The organism is Acinetobacter sp. YH01004 (assembly GCF_013420455.1).
GTDB classification, from domain to species: Bacteria; Pseudomonadota; Gammaproteobacteria; order Pseudomonadales; family Moraxellaceae; genus Acinetobacter; species Acinetobacter towneri.
The window spans coordinates 1-23,655 of record NZ_VOXZ01000009.1 but is presented as its reverse complement, the minus strand read 5'-3'; the positions used below and the strand labels follow the sequence as shown (position 1 = coordinate 23,655).

Annotated in this window: 25 protein-coding genes and 1 pseudogene; 16 read left to right on the top strand and 10 right to left on the bottom strand. The window is 39.6% G+C overall.

Annotated features, from left to right (window positions below):
- Positions 1 to 121: 121 nt before the first annotated feature.
- Together FTT71_RS07790 and FTT71_RS07785 are read left to right on the top strand one after the other, a co-directional pair.
- Positions 122 to 3,061, top strand: a complete 2,940-nt coding sequence (locus FTT71_RS07790) for an insulinase family protein (protein WP_180160846.1) — start codon at positions 122 to 124, stop codon at positions 3,059 to 3,061.
- Positions 3,062 to 3,095: 34 nt separating this feature from the next.
- Positions 3,096 to 4,238, top strand: coding sequence for a phospholipase A (locus FTT71_RS07785; protein WP_179988619.1), 1,143 nt, complete (start codon positions 3,096 to 3,098; stop codon positions 4,236 to 4,238).
- Between the two features lie 95 nt (positions 4,239 to 4,333).
- Here FTT71_RS07785 and FTT71_RS07780 read toward each other — a convergent pair whose 3' ends face one another.
- The 3 genes from FTT71_RS07780 to ilvA form a co-directional block, all read right to left on the bottom strand.
- Positions 4,334 to 5,674, bottom strand: coding sequence for a TrkH family potassium uptake protein (locus tag FTT71_RS07780; protein WP_180160845.1), 1,341 nt, complete (start codon positions 5,672 to 5,674; stop codon positions 4,334 to 4,336).
- Positions 5,671 to 6,327, bottom strand: coding sequence for a TrkA family potassium uptake protein (locus tag FTT71_RS07775; RefSeq protein ID WP_096901585.1), 657 nt, complete (start codon positions 6,325 to 6,327; stop codon positions 5,671 to 5,673). Before FTT71_RS07775 ends, FTT71_RS07780 begins: the two co-directional genes overlap by 4 nt.
- Before the next feature lie 129 nt (positions 6,328 to 6,456).
- Positions 6,457 to 7,995, bottom strand: a complete 1,539-nt coding sequence (gene ilvA, locus FTT71_RS07770) for a threonine ammonia-lyase, biosynthetic (protein WP_019837302.1) — start codon at positions 7,993 to 7,995, stop codon at positions 6,457 to 6,459.
- Between the two features lie 106 nt (positions 7,996 to 8,101).
- On the opposite strand from ilvA, the gene rpiA reads away from it, so the two are divergent.
- The 7 genes from rpiA (at position 8,102) to FTT71_RS07735 (ending at position 14,831) form a co-directional block, all read left to right on the top strand.
- Positions 8,102 to 8,773: a ribose-5-phosphate isomerase RpiA gene (rpiA, locus tag FTT71_RS07765; RefSeq protein WP_004973429.1), complete on the top strand. Its 672-nt coding sequence runs from the start codon at positions 8,102 to 8,104 to the stop codon at positions 8,771 to 8,773.
- Positions 8,774 to 8,863: 90 nt separating this feature from the next.
- On the top strand, positions 8,864 to 9,544 hold the full coding sequence (locus FTT71_RS07760; RefSeq protein WP_180079393.1) for a M48 family metallopeptidase: 681 nt from the start codon (positions 8,864 to 8,866) through the stop codon (positions 9,542 to 9,544).
- A 187-nt stretch (positions 9,545 to 9,731) separates the two neighbouring features.
- On the top strand, positions 9,732 to 10,787 hold the full coding sequence (argC, locus tag FTT71_RS07755; protein WP_171458206.1) for an N-acetyl-gamma-glutamyl-phosphate reductase: 1,056 nt from the start codon (positions 9,732 to 9,734) through the stop codon (positions 10,785 to 10,787).
- 79 nt (positions 10,788 to 10,866) lie between these two features.
- On the top strand, positions 10,867 to 11,640 hold the full coding sequence (locus FTT71_RS07750) for a DUF6776 family protein (protein ID WP_180160844.1): 774 nt from the start codon (positions 10,867 to 10,869) through the stop codon (positions 11,638 to 11,640).
- A 19-nt stretch (positions 11,641 to 11,659) separates the two neighbouring features.
- On the top strand, positions 11,660 to 12,076 hold the full coding sequence (gene clpS / locus FTT71_RS07745) for an ATP-dependent Clp protease adapter ClpS (RefSeq protein WP_004973438.1): 417 nt from the start codon (positions 11,660 to 11,662) through the stop codon (positions 12,074 to 12,076).
- Positions 12,077 to 12,085: 9 nt separating this feature from the next.
- Complete coding sequence (clpA, locus tag FTT71_RS07740; RefSeq protein ID WP_004973441.1) at positions 12,086 to 14,362, top strand: ATP-dependent Clp protease ATP-binding subunit ClpA; 2,277 nt, start codon at positions 12,086 to 12,088, stop codon at positions 14,360 to 14,362.
- 115 nt (positions 14,363 to 14,477) lie between these two features.
- Complete coding sequence (locus FTT71_RS07735) at positions 14,478 to 14,831, top strand: YnfA family protein (RefSeq protein ID WP_004973443.1); 354 nt, start codon at positions 14,478 to 14,480, stop codon at positions 14,829 to 14,831.
- Positions 14,832 to 14,906: 75 nt separating this feature from the next.
- On the opposite strand, the gene FTT71_RS07730 is transcribed toward FTT71_RS07735, so the two are convergent.
- The 3 genes from FTT71_RS07730 to FTT71_RS07720 all read right to left on the bottom strand — a co-directional run bounded on the left by FTT71_RS07730 (position 14,907) and on the right by FTT71_RS07720 (position 17,227).
- The gene (locus FTT71_RS07730; RefSeq protein WP_004973445.1) at positions 14,907 to 15,395 is read right to left on the bottom strand and encodes a hypothetical protein; all 489 of its coding nucleotides are present in this window, start codon (positions 15,393 to 15,395) and stop codon (positions 14,907 to 14,909) included.
- A gap of 148 nt (positions 15,396 to 15,543) precedes the next feature.
- Positions 15,544 to 16,464 (bottom strand): ornithine carbamoyltransferase, encoded by a 921-nt coding sequence (gene argF / locus FTT71_RS07725; RefSeq protein ID WP_180160843.1) that lies wholly within the window; start codon positions 16,462 to 16,464, stop codon positions 15,544 to 15,546.
- A gap of 112 nt (positions 16,465 to 16,576) precedes the next feature.
- Positions 16,577 to 17,227, bottom strand: coding sequence for a TetR/AcrR family transcriptional regulator (locus FTT71_RS07720; RefSeq protein WP_096901590.1), 651 nt, complete (start codon positions 17,225 to 17,227; stop codon positions 16,577 to 16,579).
- 337 nt (positions 17,228 to 17,564) lie between these two features.
- Here FTT71_RS07720 and prpB point away from each other — a divergent pair, with 337 nt between their 5' ends.
- From prpB to FTT71_RS07700, 4 genes are all read left to right on the top strand, one after another.
- Entirely contained in the window at positions 17,565 to 18,449 is an 885-nt protein-coding gene (gene prpB, locus FTT71_RS07715; protein WP_004973459.1) for a methylisocitrate lyase, read from the top strand.
- Between the two features lie 4 nt (positions 18,450 to 18,453).
- Positions 18,454 to 19,590: a 2-methylcitrate synthase gene (gene prpC / locus FTT71_RS07710; protein WP_004973461.1), complete on the top strand. Its 1,137-nt coding sequence runs from the start codon at positions 18,454 to 18,456 to the stop codon at positions 19,588 to 19,590.
- 298 nt (positions 19,591 to 19,888) lie between these two features.
- Positions 19,889 to 20,110: a hypothetical protein gene (locus FTT71_RS07705; RefSeq protein WP_004973462.1), complete on the top strand. Its 222-nt coding sequence runs from the start codon at positions 19,889 to 19,891 to the stop codon at positions 20,108 to 20,110.
- Between the two features lie 5 nt (positions 20,111 to 20,115).
- Positions 20,116 to 20,391, top strand: a complete 276-nt coding sequence (locus FTT71_RS07700) for a type II toxin-antitoxin system RelE/ParE family toxin (protein WP_004973465.1) — start codon at positions 20,116 to 20,118, stop codon at positions 20,389 to 20,391.
- 7 nt (positions 20,392 to 20,398) lie between these two features.
- On the opposite strand, the gene FTT71_RS07695 is transcribed toward FTT71_RS07700, so the two are convergent.
- A complete protein-coding gene (locus FTT71_RS07695) occupies positions 20,399 to 20,893 on the bottom strand; it encodes a CinA family protein (protein ID WP_096901591.1) in 495 nt (164 codons plus the stop codon).
- A 213-nt stretch (positions 20,894 to 21,106) separates the two neighbouring features.
- Here FTT71_RS07695 and FTT71_RS07690 point away from each other — a divergent pair, with 213 nt between their 5' ends.
- Together FTT71_RS07690 and FTT71_RS07685 are read left to right on the top strand one after the other, a co-directional pair.
- The gene (locus FTT71_RS07690; RefSeq protein WP_026438431.1) at positions 21,107 to 21,337 is read left to right on the top strand and encodes a hypothetical protein; all 231 of its coding nucleotides are present in this window, start codon (positions 21,107 to 21,109) and stop codon (positions 21,335 to 21,337) included.
- Between the two features lie 531 nt (positions 21,338 to 21,868).
- Positions 21,869 to 22,030: a hypothetical protein gene (locus FTT71_RS07685; protein WP_004973471.1), complete on the top strand. Its 162-nt coding sequence runs from the start codon at positions 21,869 to 21,871 to the stop codon at positions 22,028 to 22,030.
- Between the two features lie 489 nt (positions 22,031 to 22,519).
- On the opposite strand, the gene FTT71_RS07680 is transcribed toward FTT71_RS07685, so the two are convergent.
- The 3 genes from FTT71_RS07680 to FTT71_RS07670 are packed head-to-tail and all read right to left on the bottom strand — an operon-like array spanning position 22,520 to position 23,557.
- The gene (locus FTT71_RS07680; RefSeq protein WP_158660382.1) at positions 22,520 to 22,657 is read right to left on the bottom strand and encodes a hypothetical protein; all 138 of its coding nucleotides are present in this window, start codon (positions 22,655 to 22,657) and stop codon (positions 22,520 to 22,522) included.
- 43 nt (positions 22,658 to 22,700) lie between these two features.
- Positions 22,701 to 23,150, bottom strand: coding sequence for a hypothetical protein (locus tag FTT71_RS07675; protein WP_180160842.1), 450 nt, complete (start codon positions 23,148 to 23,150; stop codon positions 22,701 to 22,703).
- The gene (locus FTT71_RS07670) at positions 23,147 to 23,557 is read right to left on the bottom strand and encodes a hypothetical protein (RefSeq protein WP_180160841.1); all 411 of its coding nucleotides are present in this window, start codon (positions 23,555 to 23,557) and stop codon (positions 23,147 to 23,149) included. The genes FTT71_RS07675 and FTT71_RS07670 overlap by 4 nt, the downstream gene beginning before the upstream one ends.
- Before the next feature lie 35 nt (positions 23,558 to 23,592).
- On the opposite strand from FTT71_RS07670, the pseudogene FTT71_RS13395 reads away from it, so the two are divergent.
- Positions 23,593 to 23,655, top strand: a pseudogene (locus FTT71_RS13395) (helix-turn-helix domain-containing protein); the annotation flags it as partial.

The window sequence follows — 23,655 nt, the reverse complement described above, 5'->3', positions numbered from 1 at the left end:
CAGCATTTTGTTGATACTTTGCAAATTTCAATCAATTTAGTCGGGTTTTCAACGTGAATTATCTAAAGAACTAAAGCTATAATGGCTTTAGTTTTTTATTTGCTTATTTTTAGGAGATCACATGACTGTAGATGTCACTGAAACCATTTCCCAGACTGTACATCCTGCGTTTCAGTTGGTACGTCAACACCATGTTGAAGCCTTAGACATTTTAGTGTCTGAATATAAACATAAAGTTACAGGTGCGGTGCATTATCACTTAGCGACAGAACATGATGAAAATGTATTTTTAGTCGCATTTCGCACTCAGCCGATGGACTCCAAAGGTGAGGCACATATTTTAGAACATACTGCGTTGTGTGGTTCTGAAAAATTCCCTGTCCGTGACCCGTTCTTTTTAATGATTCGTCGTTCATTGAATACTTTTATGAACGCATTTACCGCGGCAGATTGGACAGCTTATCCATTTGCAACACAAAACAAAAAAGATTTCCAAAACCTGCTTGCGGTGTATATGGATGCGGCTTTTGCAGCCAATTTAAATCCTCTCGATTTTGCTCAGGAAGGTATTCGTATTGAGCTGGAAAATGGCGAGCCTGTTTATAAAGGCGTGGTATTTAATGAAATGAAAGGTGCGATGAGTTCGCCATCCGATCAGCTTTATCACCAATTGGCTTATCATTTATTCCCTGAAACAACTTACCACTACAATTCAGGTGGCGACCCGAAAGATATTCCAGATTTAACCTATCAAGAATTGGTAGATTTTTATAAGTCACATTATCACCCAAGTAATGCGGTATTTATGACTTTTGGCAATACGCCTGCATACGATTTACAAGAACAGTTTGAACAGTTGGCTTTGGCGAAATTTGAACAGGGCGAAACGTTGTATTCGAAGCCTGAGCGTCGTTTAGCTGCGCCAGTGGCAGTGACTGAAAGTTATGCAGTCGATGCAGAAGAACTCAAAGATAAAACTTATCATGTTTTGGCGTGGTTATTGCCTGAAGCAAGCGATATTAAATTACGCTTAGGTATGCGTTTGGTTGAAGGTGTTTTACTTGAAAATTCTGCATCACCACTGCGTCATTATTTAGAAACTTGGGCGCATGCACAATCTACAGGGCCATTGACGGGCGTGGATGATTCCAACTTTGAAATGACCTTCTTCTGTGGTGTGCAAGGTTCTAACCCTGAACATGCAGCAGAATTTCAGGCGGGCGTTTTAAAAGTTTTACAAGACGTGGCTGCACAGCCTGTGGATACGGCATTGGTCGATGCAATTTTGCATCAAATTGAATTGCATCAGCGTGAAATTAATGGCGATGGTATGCCATACGGATTGAGCTTGATTTTAAATGGTTTAAGCAGTGCAATTCACCACAATGACCCAATTCAGGTGTGGGATGTAGATACTGCGATTGAGCAAGTCAAAGAAGAACTTAAAGATCCAATGTGGTTATCACGGCTAATTCAGACGCATTTAATTGATAACCCGCACCGTGTTCAAATGACTTTGGTTCCAGATGCAGAAAAATCGGCCAAAGATGCTGCACTTGAAAAAGCACGTCTGGCTGAGATAGGCGCACAACTCACAGATGAGCAAAAAGCAGAAATCGTCGCGCAAACGGAAGCTTTAAAAGTCCGTCAAGATACGCCCGATGATTTGAACTTATTGCCAAAAGTTGGTTTGGAAGATGTGCCTGCAGCCTTGCATATTGTGCAGGGTGAGTTGCGTGAAATTATCAGTAACCGCATTGATTATCCTTTAAATTTATATCATGCAGGAACCAATGGAATTTACTATCAGCAAGTGTTGATTCAAATTCCAGATGAAATTGTACAATCGCCATACTTTAATTTGCTGTCCATTTTAATGGGCGAAGTGGGTGCAGGTGAATACGGCTATTTAGAATTGCAACAGCTACAAACCGCAGTTAGCGGTGGTTTGGGCATGGGTGCATCTTTACGTTCTAAAGTCGATGACAAAAATCAGATCAGTGCATGGCTCACATTAACCACTAAGTCTTTGGTGAATAATCTTGAAGCCATCCGCTTGCTGAAACTGGCATTTGAGCAATTACGTTTTGATGAAAAAGACCGTATTATCGAGCTATTACAACAACGTAAAACCCGTTGGCAGTCGCGTTTGTCGGGTTCGGGGCATAGTTATGCCATGCAAATTGCAGGACGTCATCACAGTGCTTTGGCGCAGCGTGATTACAACAACACAGGTTTGGGCGCATTAAATTGGTTGGCAGACTTGGTTGCTAAAATTGAAAAAGATACAGCGGAGTACGAGAAACTGATTGCTGAATTGCAATTGATTCACCATAAATTACTGCAAGCACCTAAACAATTTTTGTTGGTATGTGAAGAACATCAATCTGACCGTTTGGTCGATGAAGTTCAAGAAGTTTGGGATAAACTTACTGTTGCAGAAAATCCTGCTGCTTTAACTCAAGTTCCTGTAGATGATTCAGCGCAAGATCAAGCATGGTTGATTCAAGCCAATGTGCAATTCTGTGCAGCAGCGTATCCTGCGGTGGAAGTGTCGCATCCTGATGCTGCACCTTTGATGGTATTGGCTGCATATTTGCGCAATGGTTTCTTACACAGCGCAATCCGTGAAAAAGGCGGCGCTTACGGTGGCGGTGCAAGCTACGATGGCAATGCATGTTCATTCCGTTTCTATAGTTATCGTGACCCACGCTTGGCAGAAACTTTTGCAGACTTTGAAGCGAGTATTGATTGGTTATTTAATGCAGAGCAGTTGCCGCATCAACTAGAAGAAGCGATTTTAGGTTTGATTGCCAGCATGGATAAACCGGGTTCGCCTGCAGGTGAAGCGATTACTGCATGTTATGCATTATTGCACGCGCGTACACCCTCATTCCGCACAGTATTACGTGAGCGTTTATTGGCGGTGACTTTAGACGATTTAAAACGTGTTGCGGAGCAATATTTGCGTCAGCAGCAAGCATCTAAAGCCGTAGTCGCACCTGTGTCAAAACGTGAAGCATTGCTCGAACTTGGTTTTGAAATTAAACAAGTGAACTGATACGTGAAATAACAACGAAAACTTAGGGGGATTTATGAGCGCGTTCAAACTGTTTGAACGCACAGGACTGTCGCTGAGTGTTGCCGCACTCAGCACTGTGTTTGTGGCGAAAACCTATGCACAAGACCCAGCTAGCTTAGTTGCACCTGCAACACCTGAAGCCTGTGTGGCTTTAGAGTCAAATGCTGATCGTTTGGTGTGTTACGATGCTCTGTTTAAAATTCCTGAAGCAGAAAAAACAGCGCTGATTAGCGAACGTCAAGCCGCTCAGGCACTTGCACCTGAAACTGTGAAAGAAAAAATTGCAGTGGGTGTGAGTAATTTATTTTCATTTGATGTACCAAAGCTTGATCCGAATGTATCTTTACTGGATAAGCGCTGGGAGCTTTCACCCGATAGCAAATTAGGCACATGGAATTTACGTGCTTATCAACCTGTGTATTTGATGCCTACTTTTTGGACGTCCGATAAAAATGAACGTCCACAAAGCTTGAATGAGCAAAATACCGTTCCCGTGGGTAAGGAGCAAAACCTGACCTCAATGGAAACCAAATTTCAGCTGTCTTTAAAAACCAAAGCGGTAGAAAATCTGTTGGGTGATAACGGTGATGTGTGGCTAGGTTATACCCAGTCATCACGTTGGCAGGTTTATAATGGTGATGAGTCACGTCCATTTCGTGAAACCAATTATGAGCCTGAAGCCAGTTTGATGTTCCGCACCAACTATACACTTATGGGGCTGCATGGTCGTTTATTGGGTGTGACGTTGAACCATCAATCCAATGGTCGTTCTGATCCATTATCACGCAGTTGGAATCGGGTGATTTTTAATTTAGGTTTTGAAAAAGACAATTTTGCCTTGATGTTACGTCCGTGGTATCGCATTGAAGAAGACCGCAGCGATGACAATAACCCTGAAATTAAAAATTATATCGGGCGTGGCGATATGTTGGCATTTTATCGCTGGAAAGAGCATGACTTTTCTTTGATGCTTCGTCATAGCTTAAAAGGCGGTGATGACGCGCACGGTGCAGCACAGTTTGACTGGGTTTTCCCAATCAGTGGAAAATTACGCGGTCATTTCCAATTGTTTGATGGTTATGGTGAAAGCCTGATTGATTATAACCACCGCGCCACCTATGTGGGTTTAGGTGTTTCATTAATGAATTGGTTTTAATGACCTAGCATTGATTTAAAAACGGTTTTAACTGAATTTAAAACGCCAATTTTGAAGATTGGCGTTTGTTTTTGAAGTCGGATCGTATCCAGCTTTTATCCAACTTGAATATCTGCGGTTGGATGTTTAAGTCGGCTTTTTTGTGGTGTGGCGATTAAATAAGCCAAAGTCAGCGGCCCTAAACGACCTGCAAACATCAACAACATTAAAATAATTAAGCTGGCAGGTTGTAATTCACCTGTAACACCACGGGATAAACCCACCGTGCACGCTGCAGATACAGCCTCAAACAACAGGTCTAAAAAATTCAGTTTCGGTTCAAGGGCAAGTAAGCTAAACAAACCGAGGCAAATTAACATACCTGTGATGCTGATCACCGCCAAAGCTTTAAAGGTGGTACGTTCAGGTACAGCATGATTAAACACACGCACCTCATCTGAACGTCTTAAAAAACTGATCACACTTAAAATGACAATAATAAATGTGCCAACTTTAATACCGCCTGCGGTACTGAGCGAACCACCACCAATAAACATCAGAAGCATGGTGAGCAAGGTCGAGCTATTTTGCATACTTGCGACATCTAGACTATTAAAGCCTGATGAGCGAGGAACGGTAGCGTGAAACCATGCATTGAGGGCTTGATCGCCAATACTCATGGCTGCAAGGGTATGTGGATTATTGGCTTCAATCGCCCAAATCAGCAGAAAGGCCACAAAGTTTAAACCAGCAATGGTCGATAAAATCAGCTTGCTATTGGGTGAGAGTTTTTTCCAGCGTTTGGCACGTTTAATATCCATGAGTACCACAAAACCAATACCGCCAATGATATACAGCATACTAATAGTTAAGGTAATCAGGTATTGATCTGCAAAACTCATTAAGCTATTGGGAAATAATGAAAATCCACCATTGTTAAAGGCTGAAACACTATAGAAAGCCGCATAGAAAAATGCATCGCTAAATGGATAATCCTGCATCCATGCCAAGGTTAAAATAACCGTGCCAATCCCTTCAAAAAACAATGAGTAGAGCAGCACGCCTTTAATGGTCATCGACACTTTAGACAGGTTGGTTTGCCCAATGGTGTCTTGCGCCATGATTTGTTGTTTTAAACCAATTTTGGATGACAAACTTAAAACCGCTAAAATCGCAAAAGTCATAAAACCTAAGCCACCACATTGTAACAACAACATAATGACCATTTGCCCAAATACGGTATAAGCATCGCCAATATTCACTACAGACAATCCAGTGATCGTCACTGCAGATGTAGCAGTAAATAAGGCATTAATCCAACTCATCTCGCCATGATGGGAAATGGGCAGTTTCAGCAAGATTGTGCCAATGCTAATAAAGCTTAAAAAGCCCAGTGCCAAAAGACTGGGTGGGCTTAAATTGACAGTTTTGATTGGTTGTTTCGCTGTTTTTTTCATTCTGACTTAAATTGTTTAGATAAGCGTTTTAATGGTTCAAGTTGTCCTTCAACCACCAAAATATCATCTGTTTGTAGCATTAAATTGGATTCAAGCGTATAGAAAATCGTTTCGGCACGTTTAAACAGTAAAAGTTTAACTTCGGGTGCATGTGACATCAGACTATGAATGCGCGTGCCATGCAAGTTGTCTTTAATTTTTACTTTTACAATATAGTGGTTGTCGTTTAGGCTCATATAACGACTCACCATCGGATAACTCAGCGATTGCGCGATGCGAACGCCCATATCTTCTTCAGGGTGAATAATTTTACTTACGCCCAAGTGGGTCAAAATCATGGTGTGCGCTTTACTTTTGGCTTTAACGTAAATTTTAGAAATACCCAAATTCTTTAAATTTAAGACACACAAAATACTGGCTTCAATATCTTCACCAATGGCGACCACCACTGCATCACAATTTTGAATATTCAGTTCTTCCAAAACGTGTTCATCGGTTGCATCGGCAATCACCGCATGGGTAATTTGATCGGCAATGTTTTCTACAAACTTTTTATTGCTATCAATCCCAATGACATCATGGTTGAGTTTGACCAATTGTGTCGCCACAGTTGCACCAAAGCTACCTAAACCAATGACAGCAAATTGTGTCATAGCATCATCCTGAAAAATTATATTATTCTTCCAATATTCTAAAATATTTTAGGGCTCTATACTGTAGCAATATGACTAAAAAACCGCTGAAATCAGCGGTTTTTTGCACTTATTGAGATGTGTGATCGGTTATTTTAAGAAACGCTGATAACCCAAGTTATTAGTAATCTCTTGGTATGGATAAGTGATCTTTTCCAAAGTTTCAATTAAACCATCTGGGTTCTGTTTGGCATCCGAAGCTTCTAAACCGACCAATACACGACCTTCCGCTGCACCGTGGTTACGGTAATGGAACAGGGTGATGTTATGGGTTGGGCCTAAGCGCTCCAAGAAAGTCAGTAATGCACCCGGACGCTCTGGAAATTCCACACGGAATAGACGTTCATTTTCAATATCGGCATGACCACCGACCAAATAACGAATGTGTAGTTTTGCTACTTCATCATCCGACAAATCATCAACATCGTACTGGGTTTTGAGTAACTCATAAATGTCGTGGCGTTCTTTTTCACCAGATTTTAAGCTGATGCCGACAAAGACTTGTGCAGCAGTGGCATCGCTGGCGCGGTAGTTAAACTCGGTGATATTACGACCTTGCAGCGCACGGCAGAAGTTAAGGAACGCACCTTTTTCTTCTGGAATGGTCACGGCAAAAATTGCTTCTTTATGTTCACCGAGTTCAGTACGTTCCGCAATATAGCGTAAACGGTCAAAGTTCATGTTTGCGCCACAGACAATTGACACAATATTTTTATTTTGCAATTGGTGTTGCTCGACATATTTTTTGATGCCTGCCAAAGCCATTGCACCTGAAGGTTCTACAATGCTGCGGTTTTCATCAAAGGTGTCTTTAATTGCCGCACAGATTTCATCGGTATTCACCAAAACTACATCGCGCTCAACAATTGGGCCTGATTGATCTGATTTTTGTAGTTGTAAAACTTCAAACGGTTTCTCACCAATTTGTGCGACAGCAGTACCATCGGCAAATAAACCCACTTGCGGCAAAATAACCCGTTCATTGGCTTCAAAAGCCGCTTTTAAGCAAGCCGATTCATCATATTCTACAGGAATGACTTTGACATGCGGTGCGACATCGCCCAAGTAGGCTGCAACACCTGCAATTAAACCGCCACCACCAACAGCAACGAAAACATATTCGACATCGCGCCATTGACGCAAAATTTCATTGGCAATCGTACCTTGACCTGCCATGACCAATTCATCGTCATACGGTGGAATAAAAGTCATGCCTTCATCTTGGGCACGTTGAATTGCATATTTGTTGGCAACATCAAATGAGTCACCATGTAATACCACTTCGCCACCCAAGCGTTTTACCGCTTGTACTTTAATATCTGGCGTGGTTTTAGGCATAACGATAATGGCGCGAATGCCCAGTTTTTGCCCAGACAATGCTACACCTTGCGCATGGTTGCCTGCAGAGGCAGTAATTACACCACGTTCAAGTTGGTCTTTGGGTAATTGGCTAATACGGTTATACGCACCACGCAATTTAAAAGAGAATACAGGTTGTAAGTCTTCACGTTTAAAGCGAATGTTATTGTTCAGTTTTTCACTAATTCGTGGCGCTGCGTCGAGTGGGGTTTCGATTGCAACATCGTAGACCGTTGCTTGTAAAATTTGTCGAACCAAACGAGACAGCATGTTAATCTTCCATCTAACAGTTTAAAATAGGGGGTTATTGTAACAAACCCCTGCACATTTGCGCTGTAAAATCGGCAACAAATGTCAAAAATAGTTGAGTGAAGTCATGAGTCTGTATGCTACCCAAGATGAAAAGAAGCAAGCGGCTGCCAAAGCAGCATTAAAACATTTGCCTAAAGGCGGGATTTTGGGGGTAGGTACAGGCAGTACAGTGAATTTCCTGATTGATTTATTGCCTGAATTACAATTAGAAGCAGCTGTGGCAAGTTCTGAAGCGACTGCGGAGCGCTTAAAGAAACTTGGTATTGAAGTGGTCGATATGAACTCTGTGGGCAGTTTAGATGCTTATGTTGATGGTGCAGATGAAATTGACCGTCACATGCACATGATTAAAGGCGGCGGCGCAGCGTTGACCCGTGAAAAAATTGTGGCTTCTATTGCACGTAAGTTTATCTGTATTGTCGATGATTCAAAATGGGTAGAGCAATTAGGACGTGAGTTTCCATTGCCAATTGAGGTGATTCCAATGGCTCGTTCTGCGGTAGCACGCAAAATTGTGGCTTTAGGTGGCGATCCTGCTTACCGTGAAGGTGTGGTGACTGATAACGGTAACGTGATTTTAGATATTTATAATTTAAATATTTTAAATGCGTTGGAATTAGAAAAAACCTTGAATGATATTCCGGGTGTTGTGACCAATGGTATTTTTGCCATCAATAAAGCTGATATTGCAATTGTAGCGACCAATAACGGCATTGAAGAACGTACTGCGGTTTAATTCGTCCCCCAAGCCCCTTGTTTTTAATAGGGGGCTTTTCTCCCTCCTTTATTAAAGGAGGGTCGGGGAGGATTTAATAAAAGAACAACAATGACATTATCCGACTTACCTGAAATTCAAATTACACCACATGCAAAAGCAACACGTTTACGGTTACGTGTCGAGCCGAATCAAATTCGCTTAACTGTGCCGAAATATTGCACTCAGCGACAAATTCAGGATTTTTTGCAACAATCTGAACAGTGGATGATTGAAACTTGGCATAAACAGCAAGCACAGCAAGGACTTGTGCAGCGTGAATTGCCAAATCAGTTATCACTTTTTAATTTGCCTGAGCCTTTAAATATTCATTATCAAACACAAAAACACAGTTTTATTTTAGATTTAAAACAGCATTGTCTTTGGGTCAGTGACCGTCAACCTGCAGCATATTTAAAAGCCTTTGTTATTGCTTATGCCAAACAAATGTTGCCGATGTATTTGCAAACAGTCAGCCGTGAAATTGCTTTGCCATTTAAACAGTGTGCAATTCGTCAACCGAAAACCCGTTGGGGCAGTTGCAGTGCACAACAGCATATTATGCTCAATAGCGCTTTGGTGTTGTTTCCTGAACAAATTGTGCGATATGTGGCTGTGCATGAGTTGGCACATACCCGACATTTTGATCATAGTCCTGCGTTTTGGGCTGAAGTGCTGCGGCATGATGTGCACTATTTGCAGCATCGCAAACAGTTAAAAACAACGCCTTTGCCTTGGTGGTGGTATCAATAAAAAAGCCAACACCCACATGATAAGACTACAATGCAAAGGTGTTGCACGTATTGACTACAATCCAAATCATCTTTTATAAAATCAACAGAATAAAGAAAAGCCCCAAAACCCTAGTAAAACAGTTTAGAAAACCAAAACTTCCTGTCATACTATAGCGTTAGCTTAAACATGCTTTTGAATTGAGGTAATGCACGTGATTTCAGTTGGTATTGTCGGTGGTACAGGTTATACAGGCGTTGAATTATTGCGTCTTTTGCTACGACACCCAAATGTAAAAGTAAATGTACTGACTTCACGTACAGAAGCGGGTCGCCGTGTAGATGATATGTTCCCAAGCCTGCGTGGGCACACAAACCTATGCTACTCAGATTTAAACATCGAAGAATTAAAACAGTGTGATGTGGTGTTCTTTGCTACACCGCATGGCGTTGCCATGCAACATGCTGCGGAACTTGTTGCAGCCAATACCAAAGTAGTCGATTTAGCAGCAGATTTCCGTTTGCAAGATTTAGCACAGTTTGAAAAATGGTATGGCATGCAACATGCTTGCCCAGACATTTTAAAAGATTCAGTTTATGGCTTGTCTGAACTCAACCGGGAACAAATTAAACACGCACAGGTGATTGGTAACCCAGGGTGTTATCCAACCACAGTGCAACTTGGTTTAGCGCCATTATTTAAACAAGCTGAAGCTTTAGTGAAACCTGAAAGTATTATTATTGATGCAAAATCGGGTGTATCTGGTGCAGGGCGTAAAGCCAGTTTGGGCATGATTTACTCTGAAAATGCCGACAACTTTAAGGCTTATGGCGTTGCGGGGCATCGTCATCATCCAGAAATTGTAGAAGCATTGGAAAATATTTCGGGTCAAAAAGATGTGTTTAATCACATTGTGTTTGTACCGCATTTAGTACCTATGATTCGCGGTATGCTCAGCACCATTTATGTAGATTTAACTGATGCAGGTGATGCAGCAGATTTACAAAGCCTGTATGAGCAGTTTTATGCCAATGAACAGTTTGTAGATGTCATGCCAGCCAACAGTTCACCAGAAACACGCTCAGTACGTGGCGCTAACCAGTTGCGTATCGCATTGTATAAGCCACAACCGAAAAAATTAGTACTTTTGGTGGCACAAGATAACTTGGTGAAAGGTGCAGCAGGGCAAGCAGTACAAAATATGAACCTCATGTTTGGTTTTGCAGAACATGCAGGACTTGAGGTGATTGGTTTATTACCATAAGAACACGTTTTTCAACTTCACACACATTTAGATTTCGATTTAAATGTGTGTTTTGAATGAATCAAAACAAGAGATGACGATGCATAACACCGATACAGAAACCACGTCACAGACGAATTCAAGCATGACACCCTCATCTACACCGCCAGAAAAAAAGCCATTTCTTGAAAGCAATGCGCCTTTGGCAATTGGTGCTGCCATTTTAATTTTAGGTAGTGGCTTTTTGGGCTATTCAGTCGGGCATCGTCAGGGCTTAACTGTGGTTGGTTACGATGCCGATGCAGAACAACTGGTTGAAGTGGTGCAAGAACAAAAAACGCGTTTGGAAAGTCTGAATAAGAGCTTAAATGCTGCGGTTCAAGAACGCGATGTTGCGGTCAGTAACTCCAATGATTTGTATCAAGCTTTCACTCAAGCAACTGAAGATAAGCAACGTACTGAAGGCATGAGTGCGATTTATCGTGAAGTTTTGCGTCAACGTGGTGGTTTAAGCCTGACCGTGCAAAATCTTGGGGTGAAACCATTACCAGACAATGCTTATGAATATCAGGTCGATTTGGTACAAGTGAGTCCAAACAAGCGACGTGCAAGTGGTACGGTAGAACTGCGTTTAATTCAAGGCACAGAAGTGCTGGTTGTTCCGATGGAAGACAGCAATTTTAATTTTGATAATTATGAGCGTTTAACAGGGCGCTGGAGCATGCCTAAAGGCTTTAATCCAGACTTTATTGAAGTCCGTTTAAATGGCGCAACTCCTGTGATTAAACGCTTCAGTTGGAGCAAAGGCAAAGCCGTGGAGGCAGATTCTGCCTTTATTTCTGAAATTCCACAAGCAGAAGCTAGCGCTCAATAATGTGTGATATGTAAAACTTATGCGAACCCAAAAAAGATCCATCTGTTTAAATGAAATTAAAACCACTTTTCATCAATCTGGCTATGTCGATTGGCATTTAACCCCGCGTTTAAGTGTGGATGATGCAGGACATGAAGATGATGGTGATATTGCGGTACAAACTGCGCCGCCACAATTAAAACGCCCACCTTTATATGTTGTCGTTTTAATGAACGATGATTACACCCCAATGGACTTTGTAATTGAAATTTTACAACAATACTTTGCAATGAATCTTGACCAAGCGACTCAAGTAATGCTAACTGTACACTATGAAGGAAAAGGTGTCGCAGGGGTCTATCCGCGGGATATTGCGGAAACGAAAGCGAACCAAGTCAATAATTACGCTCGATCACAAGGTCATCCATTACTTTGTCAGATTGAGCCTAAAGATTAAGGGGGTTACATGCTCAGTCGTCAATTAGAAGTATCACTACGTTTGGCTGTTAGCATGGCTCGTCAAAAGAGACACGAGTTTCTAACGGTTGAACATTTATTATTGGCTTTATTAGACAATGATTCGGCAGTCAATGCACTCAAGGCGTGTGGTGCAGATGTTATTGTGCTGCGTAAAGAACTCGAAGAATATGTAGAACAACATACCCCTAAACTTGCTGAAAATAACGATCAGGCACCGCACCCGACCGAAAGTTTTGACCGCATTTTGCAGCGTGGTATTTTCCATGTGCAATCTAGCGGTGGTGACCGTACGGTTGAAGGCGCAGATATTTTAGTGGCAATGTACTCTGAACGTGATTCATTTGCCGTGTATCTACTCAAGCGTCATCAAATTAACCGTTTGACCTTAACGCAATACTTATCGCACGGTACACGTAAAGACGAAACGCAAGCGGAAGAAGAGGTTGAAGAATTAGATAGCGAAAGTTCAAGCTCTGCCAATGCTGGCCCGTTAGAGCTTTACACGCTAAATTTGAATACTGAAGCGCAAAAGGGTAAAACCGATCCGTTAATTGGGCGTGAAAAAGAAATTGAGCGTGCTGCACAAATTCTATGCCGTCGTCGTAAGAACAACCCATTGTTGGTGGGTGATCCAGGCGTGGGTAAAACCTCTATTGCCGAAGGTCTGGCGTGGCTGATTGTGAATGGTAAAGCGCCAAAACCACTCGAAAATGCCGAAGTATATAGTTTGGATATCGGTGCGTTGGTAGCGGGTACAAAATACCGTGGTGACTTTGAAAAGCGTTTAAAACAACTGTTAAATGCCTTGAAAAAGAAACCTGATGCCATTTTATTTATTGACGAAATCCACATGATTATTGGTGCAGGCTCAAGCATGGGCAGCACTATGGATGCATCAAATTTAATTAAACCTGCGTTGGCAAATGGTACTTTGCGTTGCATTGGCTCGACGACATTCCAAGAATATCGTCAGGTATTTGAAAAAGACCATGCACTTTCACGCCGTTTCCAAAAAATTGATGTGAATGAGCCTTCAATTTCAGAAACGATTGATATTTTACGTGGTTTAAAATCGAAATTTGAAGAATTTCACCATGTTAAATATGATGATAAAGCATTGGTGTCTGCGGTAGAGTTATCGGCCAAATTTATCAATGACCGTTTCTTGCCAGACAAAGCCATTGATGTGATTGATGAAGCAGGTGCGCAGCGCCGTTTAAGAGCTGAGCAAGATGATACTTTAATCACAGTAGAAAACATTGAAGATATCGTCTCTAAAATTGCACGTATTCCACCTAAAACCGTATCGAAAGATGACAAGACTGTACTTGAACATCTTGAGCGTGATTTAAAACGTGTGGTCTTTGGTCAAGATGAAGCTATTGAAGCGTTAGCATCAGCAATTAAACTGTCACGTGCTGGTTTAAAAACACCAGACAAACCAGTGGGTAGTTTTGTATTTGCTGGCCCGACAGGCGTTGGTAAAACCGAAGTTACCAAGCAGTTGGCAAAACTGTTGGGTGTGGAATTGGTTCGCTTTGATATGTCTGAGTACATGGAGCGCCATGCCGTTTCACGTTTAATTGGTGCACCTCCAGGCTATGTCGGTTTTGATCAGGGTGGCTTACTCACCGATGCGATTCATAAAAATCCGCATTGTGTGTTGTTGTTGGATGAAATTGAAAAAGCGCATCCTGATGTATTTAACCTATTGCTGCAAATTATGGATCATGGTTCATTGACCGATAATAATGGTCGTAAATCAGACTTCCGTAATGTGATTTTGGTTCTGACCACTAATATTGGTGCGGAAAGTATTTCCCGCGTGAGCATTGGTTTCATGGATCAAGACAACAGTAATGACAACCAAGAAGCGATGAAAAAAGCCTTCTCACCTGAGTTCCGTAACCGTTTGGATGGGGTCATTCAATTTAAAGCTTTACCTACTACAGTAATTGAAAATGTAGTGGATAAATTCTTGACTGAATTACAAGCGCAGTTGGATGATAAAAAAGTCATTCTTGAGGTTGATCAAGATGCGCGTGAATGGATGGCTGAGCATGGATATGATCGCTTAATGGGCGCACGTCCAATGCAACGTCTGATTCAGGAACACTTGAAAAAGCCATTGGCAGAAATGATTCTGTTTGGTGAACTTGCAGAACAGGGCGGTAATGTGGCTGTTTCTGTGAAGAAAGAGAACGGTAAGGCAGTCGGTTTGAAACTTGAAGTCTTTGAAGATCAAACGGCTGAACCAGCCTAATCAATCCTTATTTGAATTTTGAAAATAACCCATGTTGAACATGGGTTATTTTTTATGAATTCGCAGATGCGTGAACTTGAATCGTTACTGCTAAAAGAGAGACCACACAGGATTTATGGATTTTCAGATCACTAAAATTGCCAGCACAACGTTCTTGTTTTTTGTTACGGCAGTTATGGAAATATTAGGCTGTTATTTTCCTTATTTGATTTTAAATCAGGGGAAATCACAGTGGTTATGGCTGCCAACAATTTTAGCCTTAGCGGCTTTTGTGTGGTTATTGACTCTACATCCTGCGGCATCGGGGCGAATTTATGCGGCTTATGGTGGTATTTATATTTGTACAGCCTTGATTTGGTTAAAGTATGTAGATCAAGTCAATTTAACACGTTGGGATATGTTCGGTGGAATGATAGTAGTTTTAGGCGCATTGATCATTATTTTACAACCGCAAGGTTTAATACGTTAGGTTATATTTGGGTTTACGCATTAAACCTTAGGCATTAAATCTTAAAGCTGAGGTTGTTTTAGTTTTAAATACAGTTTAGTCTGCTTTAAATTGGCACTCGCTATTTGCCAATTGCACATTAAACTGGGTTTTTTCTGCACTGAGTTTTAAGTTCAATACATAGGGATTTACCCGTTGGAACTGATGCTCAAAAATAGATTCACAATTATGAATTAAGTTTTGTTTAATCATATTTTTGACATTGTTATAACCTGTACTTTCTACAAACTGCGTGAAGTCAGGTGAAATAATCATGCCACGAATATTGATTTGTTTGTCTGTCGCCGTACTTTGTTCAATCACTGTATTTTGATCGACCTGATAAGGCATAGTACGAGAATCTTCATCACTAATGACATCTAAAATTTCATTTAAAGCGACGATATTTTGAATTTTATAATCTGCACTTAGAATCTTTTGTTGGACTAAATATTGATCTAATTCACTGGCTTTGGCATAGAGTGAAGCACTCGCGATCAGTGTAGTAGTGCACAGCGTAATTGTGGCAAGTGTTTTATCAATCATATTGTTTATCTAGGCTCTTTTAGAAATTTTAGAAAAATAGACCATAACTCAAGATTATAGCGAGCCAAATAAAAAAACAGCACCTTTTGGTGCTGTTTGTAACAAAACTCATCAAAGTTTTGCGAATATTTAAGACGGGTTTTAAAGCTTAGTCTTTTTTAAGATTTTCATTCAATAAAAACTCAACCAATGCTTTTTGAGCATGTAAGCGATTTTCTGCTTCATCCCACACTACAGCATTTTTGTGATCGAGCATATTTTCAGAAATTTCTTCACCACGGTGCGCAGGTAAGCAGTGCATAAATAAACAATCAGGATGTGCTAAATCCATCAGGTGTTCATTCACTTGATAGTCTGCAAACGCTTTTTCACGAATTTTTTGTTCTTCTTCCTGTCCCATGCTTGCCCAAACATCGGTCACAATCAGATCAGCATTCACTGCTGCATCCTCAGCAGAATCGACCAATTCTACGCAGTGTGCAAATTCAGACAGGAAGCGCTGTTCTGGCTCATAACCTTTCGGTGTCGCAATTTTTAAATTAAAGCCCCACATGTGTGCTGCTTCAATATATGAGTTACACATATTGTTGCCATCACCAATCCACGCCACAGTTTTACCTTCAATTGAACCACGGTGTTCAACATAGGTTTGCATGTCTGCAAGGAGTTGGCATGGGTGATGATCGTCAGTTAAGGCATTGATCACAGGAACTTTAGAGTAAGAAGCAAAGCGTTCTACAATGTCGTGACCAAAGGTACGAATCATCACAATGTCAAGCATACTTGAAATGACGCGTGCAGAATCTTCAATTGGCTCACCGCGACCTAATTGTGTGTCACGTGATGATAAGAAGATCGCGCTACCACCAAACTGACTCATGCCAGCTTCAAACGATACACGGGTTCGGGTGCTGGATTTTTCAAAAATCATACCCATGACTTTGCCAGGAAAAGGCTGGAAAACTTCATTGTTATGCTGTTTACGCTTGAGCTCAATGGCGCGTTGCAAAATTTGATTCAGTTCTAAAGTCGATAAATCGCGTAATGTTAGAAAGTGACGTAGAGCCATTCGTTACTCCACAATAATTGCTGAATGAGAAAAAACAACAATTAGTTGTTGGTTGGTTAAGTGAAAAAGGGAATCGGCTAATATACTATAGGATGCAGAAATTGCAAAAAATCTAAGCTTTTTGATGAGCGTCTAGAAAGCGATCTACACAATAACTTACATAATTGGTTGTTTCTTGTTCTGTTTCTTGTTTTGGAATACCCATGATGATACGCCATTCAAAATTTCTTAAAATACCGAAATACAGTTGTGCAGAATAAATAGGCTGTTCACAGCAAATTAAACCTTGCTGACTGGCATGTTCCAATACTTTGGCAATACAAAGTTGCACATGCAAAGGGCCGCGCTCATGTATGTGTAAGGCAATATCAGGATTGCGCTGACTTTGCTCTAATACCAGACGCATAAAGGCTGCATTTTCTGGTTCCAAAATATGATGATAAAAATTCAATAAGGTTTGAATCAAATAACCACGTAAATTTGAATCAATTTGTTCAAAGGGAATGTGAATATCCTGAAAAAATTTATCACGGCGATAATCACAAATAGCTTTGAATAACCCTTCTTTATTGCCAAAGTATTTATAGATCGACGCTTTAGAACCGCCTGCGTGTTGCACAATATCATCTAAGGATACGGCATCGTAACCACGCTCTAAAAATAGCTCAGTTGCACTGACTAATAACGCTACACATCGCTCATGACCACGCTTGGTTGGTGGTATATCTTTACCTAAAGGAGCGAAATGGGCGAGTTCGTGCATATTGAGTAAAAAATCATCAATTAAATAGAAGGGAGATTGTCATTATAACAAATATATGTACAGCGTGCTGTGTCGAAGTGTACTTGCACATGGCATGATTTGAGCTGAAAAAGCCATATTTTTAGAAAATAGTTTAAATTTTGCTTATTTAGTGTACTAAAAAGCTGTGTTTATCAAAAATAAAGAATAACCAACATCACGAAAATTTATTGTGCAATAAATTTGAAAATTATTTGACTAAAGTTTTAGAGTATAGATTCTAAAAAGCCATGGCGTGATCTCGCATTCTCGATATACTCGAATCTCGAAAAATATAGTAAGAAAAGCGGAAAGGAAGATGACAGAACAAACATCTGCGGGCTTAAGATTCAGACAAGCCTTGGAAGTCGAAAAGCCATTACAAATTATCGGCACGGTAAATGCTTATGCTGCCATGATGGCAAAACAAGTGGGCTATAAAGCCATTTATTTATCTGGTGCAGGTGTTGCCAACTATTCTTACGGTTTACCTGACTTGGGCATGACCAGTTTAGACAACGTCTTGGAAGATGTACGTCGTATTACTGAGCGTGTTGATACACCATTATTGGTGGATATTGACACAGGTTGGGGCGGTGCATTCAATATTGCCCGCAGTATTAAACAAATGATTGCTGCGGGTGCTGCTGCAGTTCATATTGAAGATCAGGTTGCACAAAAGCGTTGTGGACATCGTCCAAACAAAGAAATTGTAACCCAGCAAGAAATGGTTGATCGTATTAAAGCGGCTGTTGATGCGAAAACCGATTCAAACTTTGTAGTCATGGCACGTACTGATGCCTTGCAAAAAGAAGGTTTACAGGCGGTTATTGACCGTGCTTGCGCATGTGTGGAAGCGGGTGCAGATGCAATTTTTGCAGAAGCTATGACTGATATTACCATGTATAAAACTGTATGTGATGCCGTAGGTGTACCTGTATTGGCAAACATTACCGAGTTTGGTGATACCCCTTATTACACCACTGAAGAATTGGCTGAGCAGGGCATTCGCATGGTGTTGTATCCACTTTCACCAACTCGTGCTATGCAAAAAGCAGCACTTGAAGTGATGCAATCCATTCGTAAAGATGGCACGCAAGTGAATGTCTTAGACAAAATGCAACAACGTAAAGAATTATACGAATTCCTTGATTATCATACTTTTGAAAATACATTAGACAAGCTGTTCAAACAGGAGAATTAAAAAAATGGCTGAAGGAAAAGTACTCACAGGCGCAGGATTGCGTGGACAAGTGGCAGGTAAAACCTCACTCTCAACTGTTGGTAAAAGTGGCGCAGGCTTAACTTACCGTGGTTATGATGTGCAAGACTTGGCAGAAAACTGTCAGTTTGAAGAAGTTGCATACTTGATTTTCTTTGGTGAATTGCCGACTTCAGAGCAATTGGCTGCCTATAAAGCAAAATTGAAATCTTTACGTGCATTGCCTCAAGCACTCAAAGAAGTGCTTGAGCGTATTCCTGCAGATTCACACCCAATGGATGTGATGCGTACAGGTGTTTCAATGCTAGGTAACTTAGAAACCGAACAGTCATTTGAACAGCAACAAGATGTAGCAGACCGCATCTTGGCGACTTTGCCAGCTATTATTTGCTACTGGTATCGTTATAGCCACGATGGCGTGCGTATTGAAGAAAATACGGATGATGATTCAATTGGCGCACAATTCCTGCATTTATTACGTGGTGAAAAACCAAATGAATTGCATGAACAAGTCATGAATGTGTCATTAATTTTGTATGCAGAGCATGAGTTCAACGCATCAACATTTACAGCACGTGTTTGCGCATCAACTTTGTCTGACATGCATTCATGTATTACAGGCGCGATTGGTTCATTACGTGGCCCATTACACGGTGGCGCGAATGAAGCAGCGATGGAAATGATTGAAAATTGGACATCGCCAGAAGAAGCTGAACGTGAAATGCTAGGCAAGTTGGAACGTAAAGAAAAGATCATGGGCTTTGGTCATGCGATTTATAAAGACAATGATCCACGTAACGGCATCATCAAAATCTGGTCTGAGCGTTTAGCGCAAGATGTAGGTGATACAGTACTTTATCCTGTATCGGTGCGTTGTGAAGAAGTGATGTGGCGTGAGAAGAAATTATTCTGTAATGCTGACTTCTTCCATGCGTCTGCGTATCACTTTATGGGTATTGCGACCAAACTATTTACACCAATCTTTGTGATGAGCCGTGTAACAGGTTGGGCAGCACACGTGATGGAACAGCGTGCAGATAACCGTATTATCCGCCCAAGTGCAGATTATACAGGCCCAGAATTGCGTAAAGTTGTACCAATTGCAGAGCGTTCGGCTGCTTAATTGGTTGTCTAAAAAGCTGTACCGTGCATGAACATCATGTGATGCAGCAGTTTAGGCTGAAGATAAGGTTTCATTGTTAAGCAATGGAACCTTATTTTTTTTGAGGTTTGGATGAGGGTAGTCAAAAATACAATGAGTAATTATTGAAGCGTTAGAGAATTAAAAAAGATCGGGCGTACGATAGCGCATTTTTAAATATTTGATCATAAAAGAAGGTTGTTGTATTTTGTTTCTTAAGGTTGTAAATGGTTGCATGATTGGCTAAAATTTATTCCATAATTAATATGAGGAAAAAGCAATGTCACATGTAGCAGTTAAAATCGACAGCGATATTGTTGAATCAGCAAAGATTTACGGGATGGCTGAAAGTAGAAGTGCAACTAAACAAATTGAGTACTGGGCTAAAATTGGAAAAATCGCACAAGACAATCCCGATTTAACTTTTCAAGATATAGCAGATTTGTTGCTTAGTATGGCGCATGTCAAAGCAGGGAATACAACACCATATAGCTTTGGTTGAGTTCAATGAATATACAACAAACTCCCTTATTTGAACGGACAGTGAAAAAACTAACCAAGCAGCAGAAAAAAGATGTTGATAATGCCGTAATAACCGTTTGGAATAATCCTGATATCGGAGAAGCTAAAGTGGGGGATTTAGCAGGAGTATTTGTTTATAAATTTAAAATGGACAAACAGCTTGTGCTACTGGCTTACTCTGTGAGTGATGACGAAATCATGACACTCTATCTTTTAAAATTGGGCAGTCATGAGAATTTTTATAGAGACTTAAAAAGATAGGTTTACTTCAGGGTGCAGTACAAGTGTTTGTATCTTGCATTAGATCAATCAGGTCTTGAGCGACTAACAGAGTGAGCTGTTCTAGTCGTTGTAATGGATTGCCATCTAAAAAATATTTGTACTGAAAAGTTTGCTGCTGATAATGAATGGCGATAAAAAATGTCCCTACAGGTTTTTCTGGTGTGGCACTGCCGCCTGGTTTCAGTAACCCTGTGCATGCCACAATAAAATCAGCATGTTGAAATAGTTTTTTGCCTTGAACTGCCATGGCTTGTGTGACTTCTGCGGATTCAGCGGTATAGGTGGCAATTAAGTCACTATTCACATGCAAAATCTCACGTTTAATGCTTGGGTCGTAACTGACTAATCCACCAAGTAAAATATTGGCACCGCTATTTTTATAAATAGAAAACTGACTACATAAGTAACCTGAGCTGGCACTTTCAATAAAAGCCACAGTCTGTTGGCGTTGTTCAAGTATGGCACAGCATTGTTTGAGCATGATAAATCTGCAAGTGAATAGAATAAGTTGCTCAAGTGTACTGAATTTTGTCGACTTGTGCGAAAAAAACATCAAAAAGTGAAATGCTAAAATAAGAATGTTCACGATTTAACTGCCTATAAATACAGCAAAATTTACAATTATAGGTTTAATCGTGGCATGAACGGTGATACAAATAAAAGTAAAGCAAAAAGTAATAAAAAGGATGCTGTGATGAAAACAACGGTGAAATATATCGTTTTAAAAAGTTTGGACTATCAACTTGGTACATCATTATTTGAGGATGAAATTGATGCTGATGCACAATATTTTGACCAAATTCCAAGCATTATTGAATATCAAAACTTGCGCTTTAAAGTGGTGAGTAAAGAACAAAAGCGTTTACAGTTGATTGAGGAAAATGAAGAACATCAAACCATCATTGTCAGAGTTTTGGTGATTTAAAGTCATTTCAATCTAGATTAGTCAGAGCTTCAATATAACAGCAGAATGATTGAGCATCAGTGGAGCGTATCGAAGTTGGTGTTTTTTTAGTCACTGGATGCAAAAAATTGTATTTCACATCACAAGAAAAAATTGAAGAATTGATTAAAAATGCTAACTACGTCACATATTTGTGTTGGTATTTTTGTAGATTAGCATTTTTCAAACGGGCTGTAATGGCTTAAATAAGCTTATGTTTTTTAGATCAATTTTTATTTAAACAGACTGATAATTGAGATAGAGAGAAAATTAATTAAAATATCTTAAAAATATAATCATGACAGATAGAACAAAATATAATTGAATTTTAACGTATTTTTTGAATATGTCTTACATTTTATTTTTTATTATATTGTTAAATAATAAAGTGTTTTTCTTAGATAAAATTAAAAAAACAGTGTATTTTCTTTATTAGAATTGAGCATTTTTGTTATTGCTGTGTATAGTCCTTGCATCTCACAATAGTGAGGAAGTTTAAAGGGGCTAAATATAATGAATCATAATGCAATTATCATGATGACGCTGATCATTTTAGCTGTGGGATTTTCTCTAGGCATTTATGTGTATTTTGAACAAAAGAGAAAGCAAAATGAAGAAATTCAGCTGATCATTACAGAAGCAAGACAGGGTCTAGTAGAGTTAGATCGGAAATAATGATCTAGGTGTAAATCGTATACTTCGATGCGGATCCAATGGGATATGTTAAAGGTGAAAAATAGACTTAAAAAAGTAATTTTATGCCACTGTTTGTCGGTCAGATGACGATAAAATAAATGAACGAAACATAGCTGTAGTTTCTTAGTTTTCCCACATTCCCATGTGGGATTTTTTTTGTCTAAAATTTAGACTAGCGCAGTATTTATTAAGATAAGTCATTATTTTTATGTACAAAAGTGACCTTTATTATAAAGATTAAAATAAGGTGCATATTCCTGCATAAACCTACCACCTATTCCTATTCGTTACCTACCACTCATTCCTATTCCAAGTCGGCCACTTAGGGTTTATTCAGTAATAGAATTACAAGAAGAATGAACCTCATAAAAAGTATTCAAATGCCAATATTGCACAACAGCGCTACTTATATCATTTAGCGATGAACTGATTTACGATTACGTTCGATGATCGATTAAAAAATCGAACTTACACAAAATAATTTACAGGCTCTAAAATACGTTTAGTACTTTTAGCAGTATCAATAACAATACCACCACCTTTCTTCGCAACCGTTACCATCCCTGTACTAATCGCTGCTGAAAGACCATTGAGTGCTGTTGTCATCTCCTAATTTTGGTGGGTATTTAGCCTTATCGACTACAGCCCCTTAATTAATTACTTCAAGAAAATCATCTATTAAATTGAGTAAATCTAGACTTTTGCATTTAGAAAAAATTATCTTATTTACAATGTTATCTTTGTATTCAAAAAAATGATCTTCATATAAAAACCAAGTAAAATAAATAGTATTATTATTCCTTGCTGCCCTTTTACTGAAATCATCAAAGGTTTCTTCTAAAGTGATTCTGTAATTCTCAGATAATAAACCTTTAGGATAGAAAAATTTTTTACAATTTTCATCATTTATCACATTGCTATAATAGTAATTATCATTTAGTAAGTTTTTTAGTGAATTTATAAAGCTAGTCACATAAGTAGGAGAGTCTAAAGTTCCTAGATACTCCCCCTCAATACATAAACGCAATGGGATGAAATTACTATTCTGATAATTTCCATCAAACTCTATAAAAACTTGATCGTTTCCAATTCTATTCATTTGCTATCTACCATTTTTATCAAGTCAGAAGGGACATCAGAAATCTTGATATTTCGTTCCTTTCCTGAGGACATAATACCTTTTGTCGAACCATTCCAATGGAAATTGCCATTACCATCATCTTGAAACCTATGATAAATGACCTTCCCATCTTTATTTTCAATTGCCCATCTATTTTTTGGATCACTATCAATTTTTACACTGTTTTCCCATAATTTTACATGATTGTCAGGAATTATTGCTTTAGTAGAGTTATAAGGCATATTTCCATCTTTCAAGTCATGATGTCCTGGATTTTCATAATATTGTGTTTCAACATTAATAACTTTATCTTTAGTTGATGGCTTGGTGCCTTCGACTATGTAATTACCAATAGTATTATTAAGTTGACAAAAATAACTAATCATGCGAAAAAGTTTTTTTAGTTAACAGATGTTCACACATGCCTCGAATTGTTTCTGTACCACTTAGTTTAGAACAGCGAGAACGACTCATTTTTCTGGCC

What these genes read in the sequence shown, in the direction of transcription:
- FTT71_RS07790 (WP_180160846.1), top strand. Translation starts at nt 122, where the DNA reads ATGACTGTAGATGTCACTGAAACCATTTCCCAGACTGTACATCCTGCG.
- FTT71_RS07785 (WP_179988619.1), top strand. Translation starts at nt 3,096, where the DNA reads ATGAGCGCGTTCAAACTGTTTGAACGCACAGGACTGTCGCTGAGTGTT.
- FTT71_RS07780 (WP_180160845.1), bottom strand. Translation starts at nt 5,674, where the DNA reads ATGAAAAAAACAGCGAAACAACCAATCAAAACTGTCAATTTAAGCCCA.
- FTT71_RS07775 (WP_096901585.1), bottom strand. Translation starts at nt 6,327, where the DNA reads ATGACACAATTTGCTGTCATTGGTTTAGGTAGCTTTGGTGCAACTGTG.
- ilvA (WP_019837302.1), bottom strand. Translation starts at nt 7,995, where the DNA reads ATGCTGTCTCGTTTGGTTCGACAAATTTTACAAGCAACGGTCTACGAT.
- rpiA (WP_004973429.1), top strand. Translation starts at nt 8,102, where the DNA reads ATGAGTCTGTATGCTACCCAAGATGAAAAGAAGCAAGCGGCTGCCAAA.
- FTT71_RS07760 (WP_180079393.1), top strand. Translation starts at nt 8,864, where the DNA reads ATGACATTATCCGACTTACCTGAAATTCAAATTACACCACATGCAAAA.
- argC (WP_171458206.1), top strand. Translation starts at nt 9,732, where the DNA reads ATGCACGTGATTTCAGTTGGTATTGTCGGTGGTACAGGTTATACAGGC.
- FTT71_RS07750 (WP_180160844.1), top strand. Translation starts at nt 10,867, where the DNA reads ATGCATAACACCGATACAGAAACCACGTCACAGACGAATTCAAGCATG.
- clpS (WP_004973438.1), top strand. Translation starts at nt 11,660, where the DNA reads ATGCGAACCCAAAAAAGATCCATCTGTTTAAATGAAATTAAAACCACT.
- clpA (WP_004973441.1), top strand. Translation starts at nt 12,086, where the DNA reads ATGCTCAGTCGTCAATTAGAAGTATCACTACGTTTGGCTGTTAGCATG.
- FTT71_RS07735 (WP_004973443.1), top strand. Translation starts at nt 14,478, where the DNA reads ATGGATTTTCAGATCACTAAAATTGCCAGCACAACGTTCTTGTTTTTT.
- FTT71_RS07730 (WP_004973445.1), bottom strand. Translation starts at nt 15,395, where the DNA reads ATGATTGATAAAACACTTGCCACAATTACGCTGTGCACTACTACACTG.
- argF (WP_180160843.1), bottom strand. Translation starts at nt 16,464, where the DNA reads ATGGCTCTACGTCACTTTCTAACATTACGCGATTTATCGACTTTAGAA.
- FTT71_RS07720 (WP_096901590.1), bottom strand. Translation starts at nt 17,227, where the DNA reads ATGCACGAACTCGCCCATTTCGCTCCTTTAGGTAAAGATATACCACCA.
- prpB (WP_004973459.1), top strand. Translation starts at nt 17,565, where the DNA reads ATGACAGAACAAACATCTGCGGGCTTAAGATTCAGACAAGCCTTGGAA.
- prpC (WP_004973461.1), top strand. Translation starts at nt 18,454, where the DNA reads ATGGCTGAAGGAAAAGTACTCACAGGCGCAGGATTGCGTGGACAAGTG.
- FTT71_RS07705 (WP_004973462.1), top strand. Translation starts at nt 19,889, where the DNA reads ATGTCACATGTAGCAGTTAAAATCGACAGCGATATTGTTGAATCAGCA.
- FTT71_RS07700 (WP_004973465.1), top strand. Translation starts at nt 20,116, where the DNA reads ATGAATATACAACAAACTCCCTTATTTGAACGGACAGTGAAAAAACTA.
- FTT71_RS07695 (WP_096901591.1), bottom strand. Translation starts at nt 20,893, where the DNA reads ATGCTCAAACAATGCTGTGCCATACTTGAACAACGCCAACAGACTGTG.
- FTT71_RS07690 (WP_026438431.1), top strand. Translation starts at nt 21,107, where the DNA reads ATGAAAACAACGGTGAAATATATCGTTTTAAAAAGTTTGGACTATCAA.
- FTT71_RS07685 (WP_004973471.1), top strand. Translation starts at nt 21,869, where the DNA reads ATGAATCATAATGCAATTATCATGATGACGCTGATCATTTTAGCTGTG.
- FTT71_RS07680 (WP_158660382.1), bottom strand. Translation starts at nt 22,657, where the DNA reads ATGACAACAGCACTCAATGGTCTTTCAGCAGCGATTAGTACAGGGATG.
- FTT71_RS07675 (WP_180160842.1), bottom strand. Translation starts at nt 23,150, where the DNA reads ATGAATAGAATTGGAAACGATCAAGTTTTTATAGAGTTTGATGGAAAT.
- FTT71_RS07670 (WP_180160841.1), bottom strand. Translation starts at nt 23,557, where the DNA reads ATGATTAGTTATTTTTGTCAACTTAATAATACTATTGGTAATTACATA.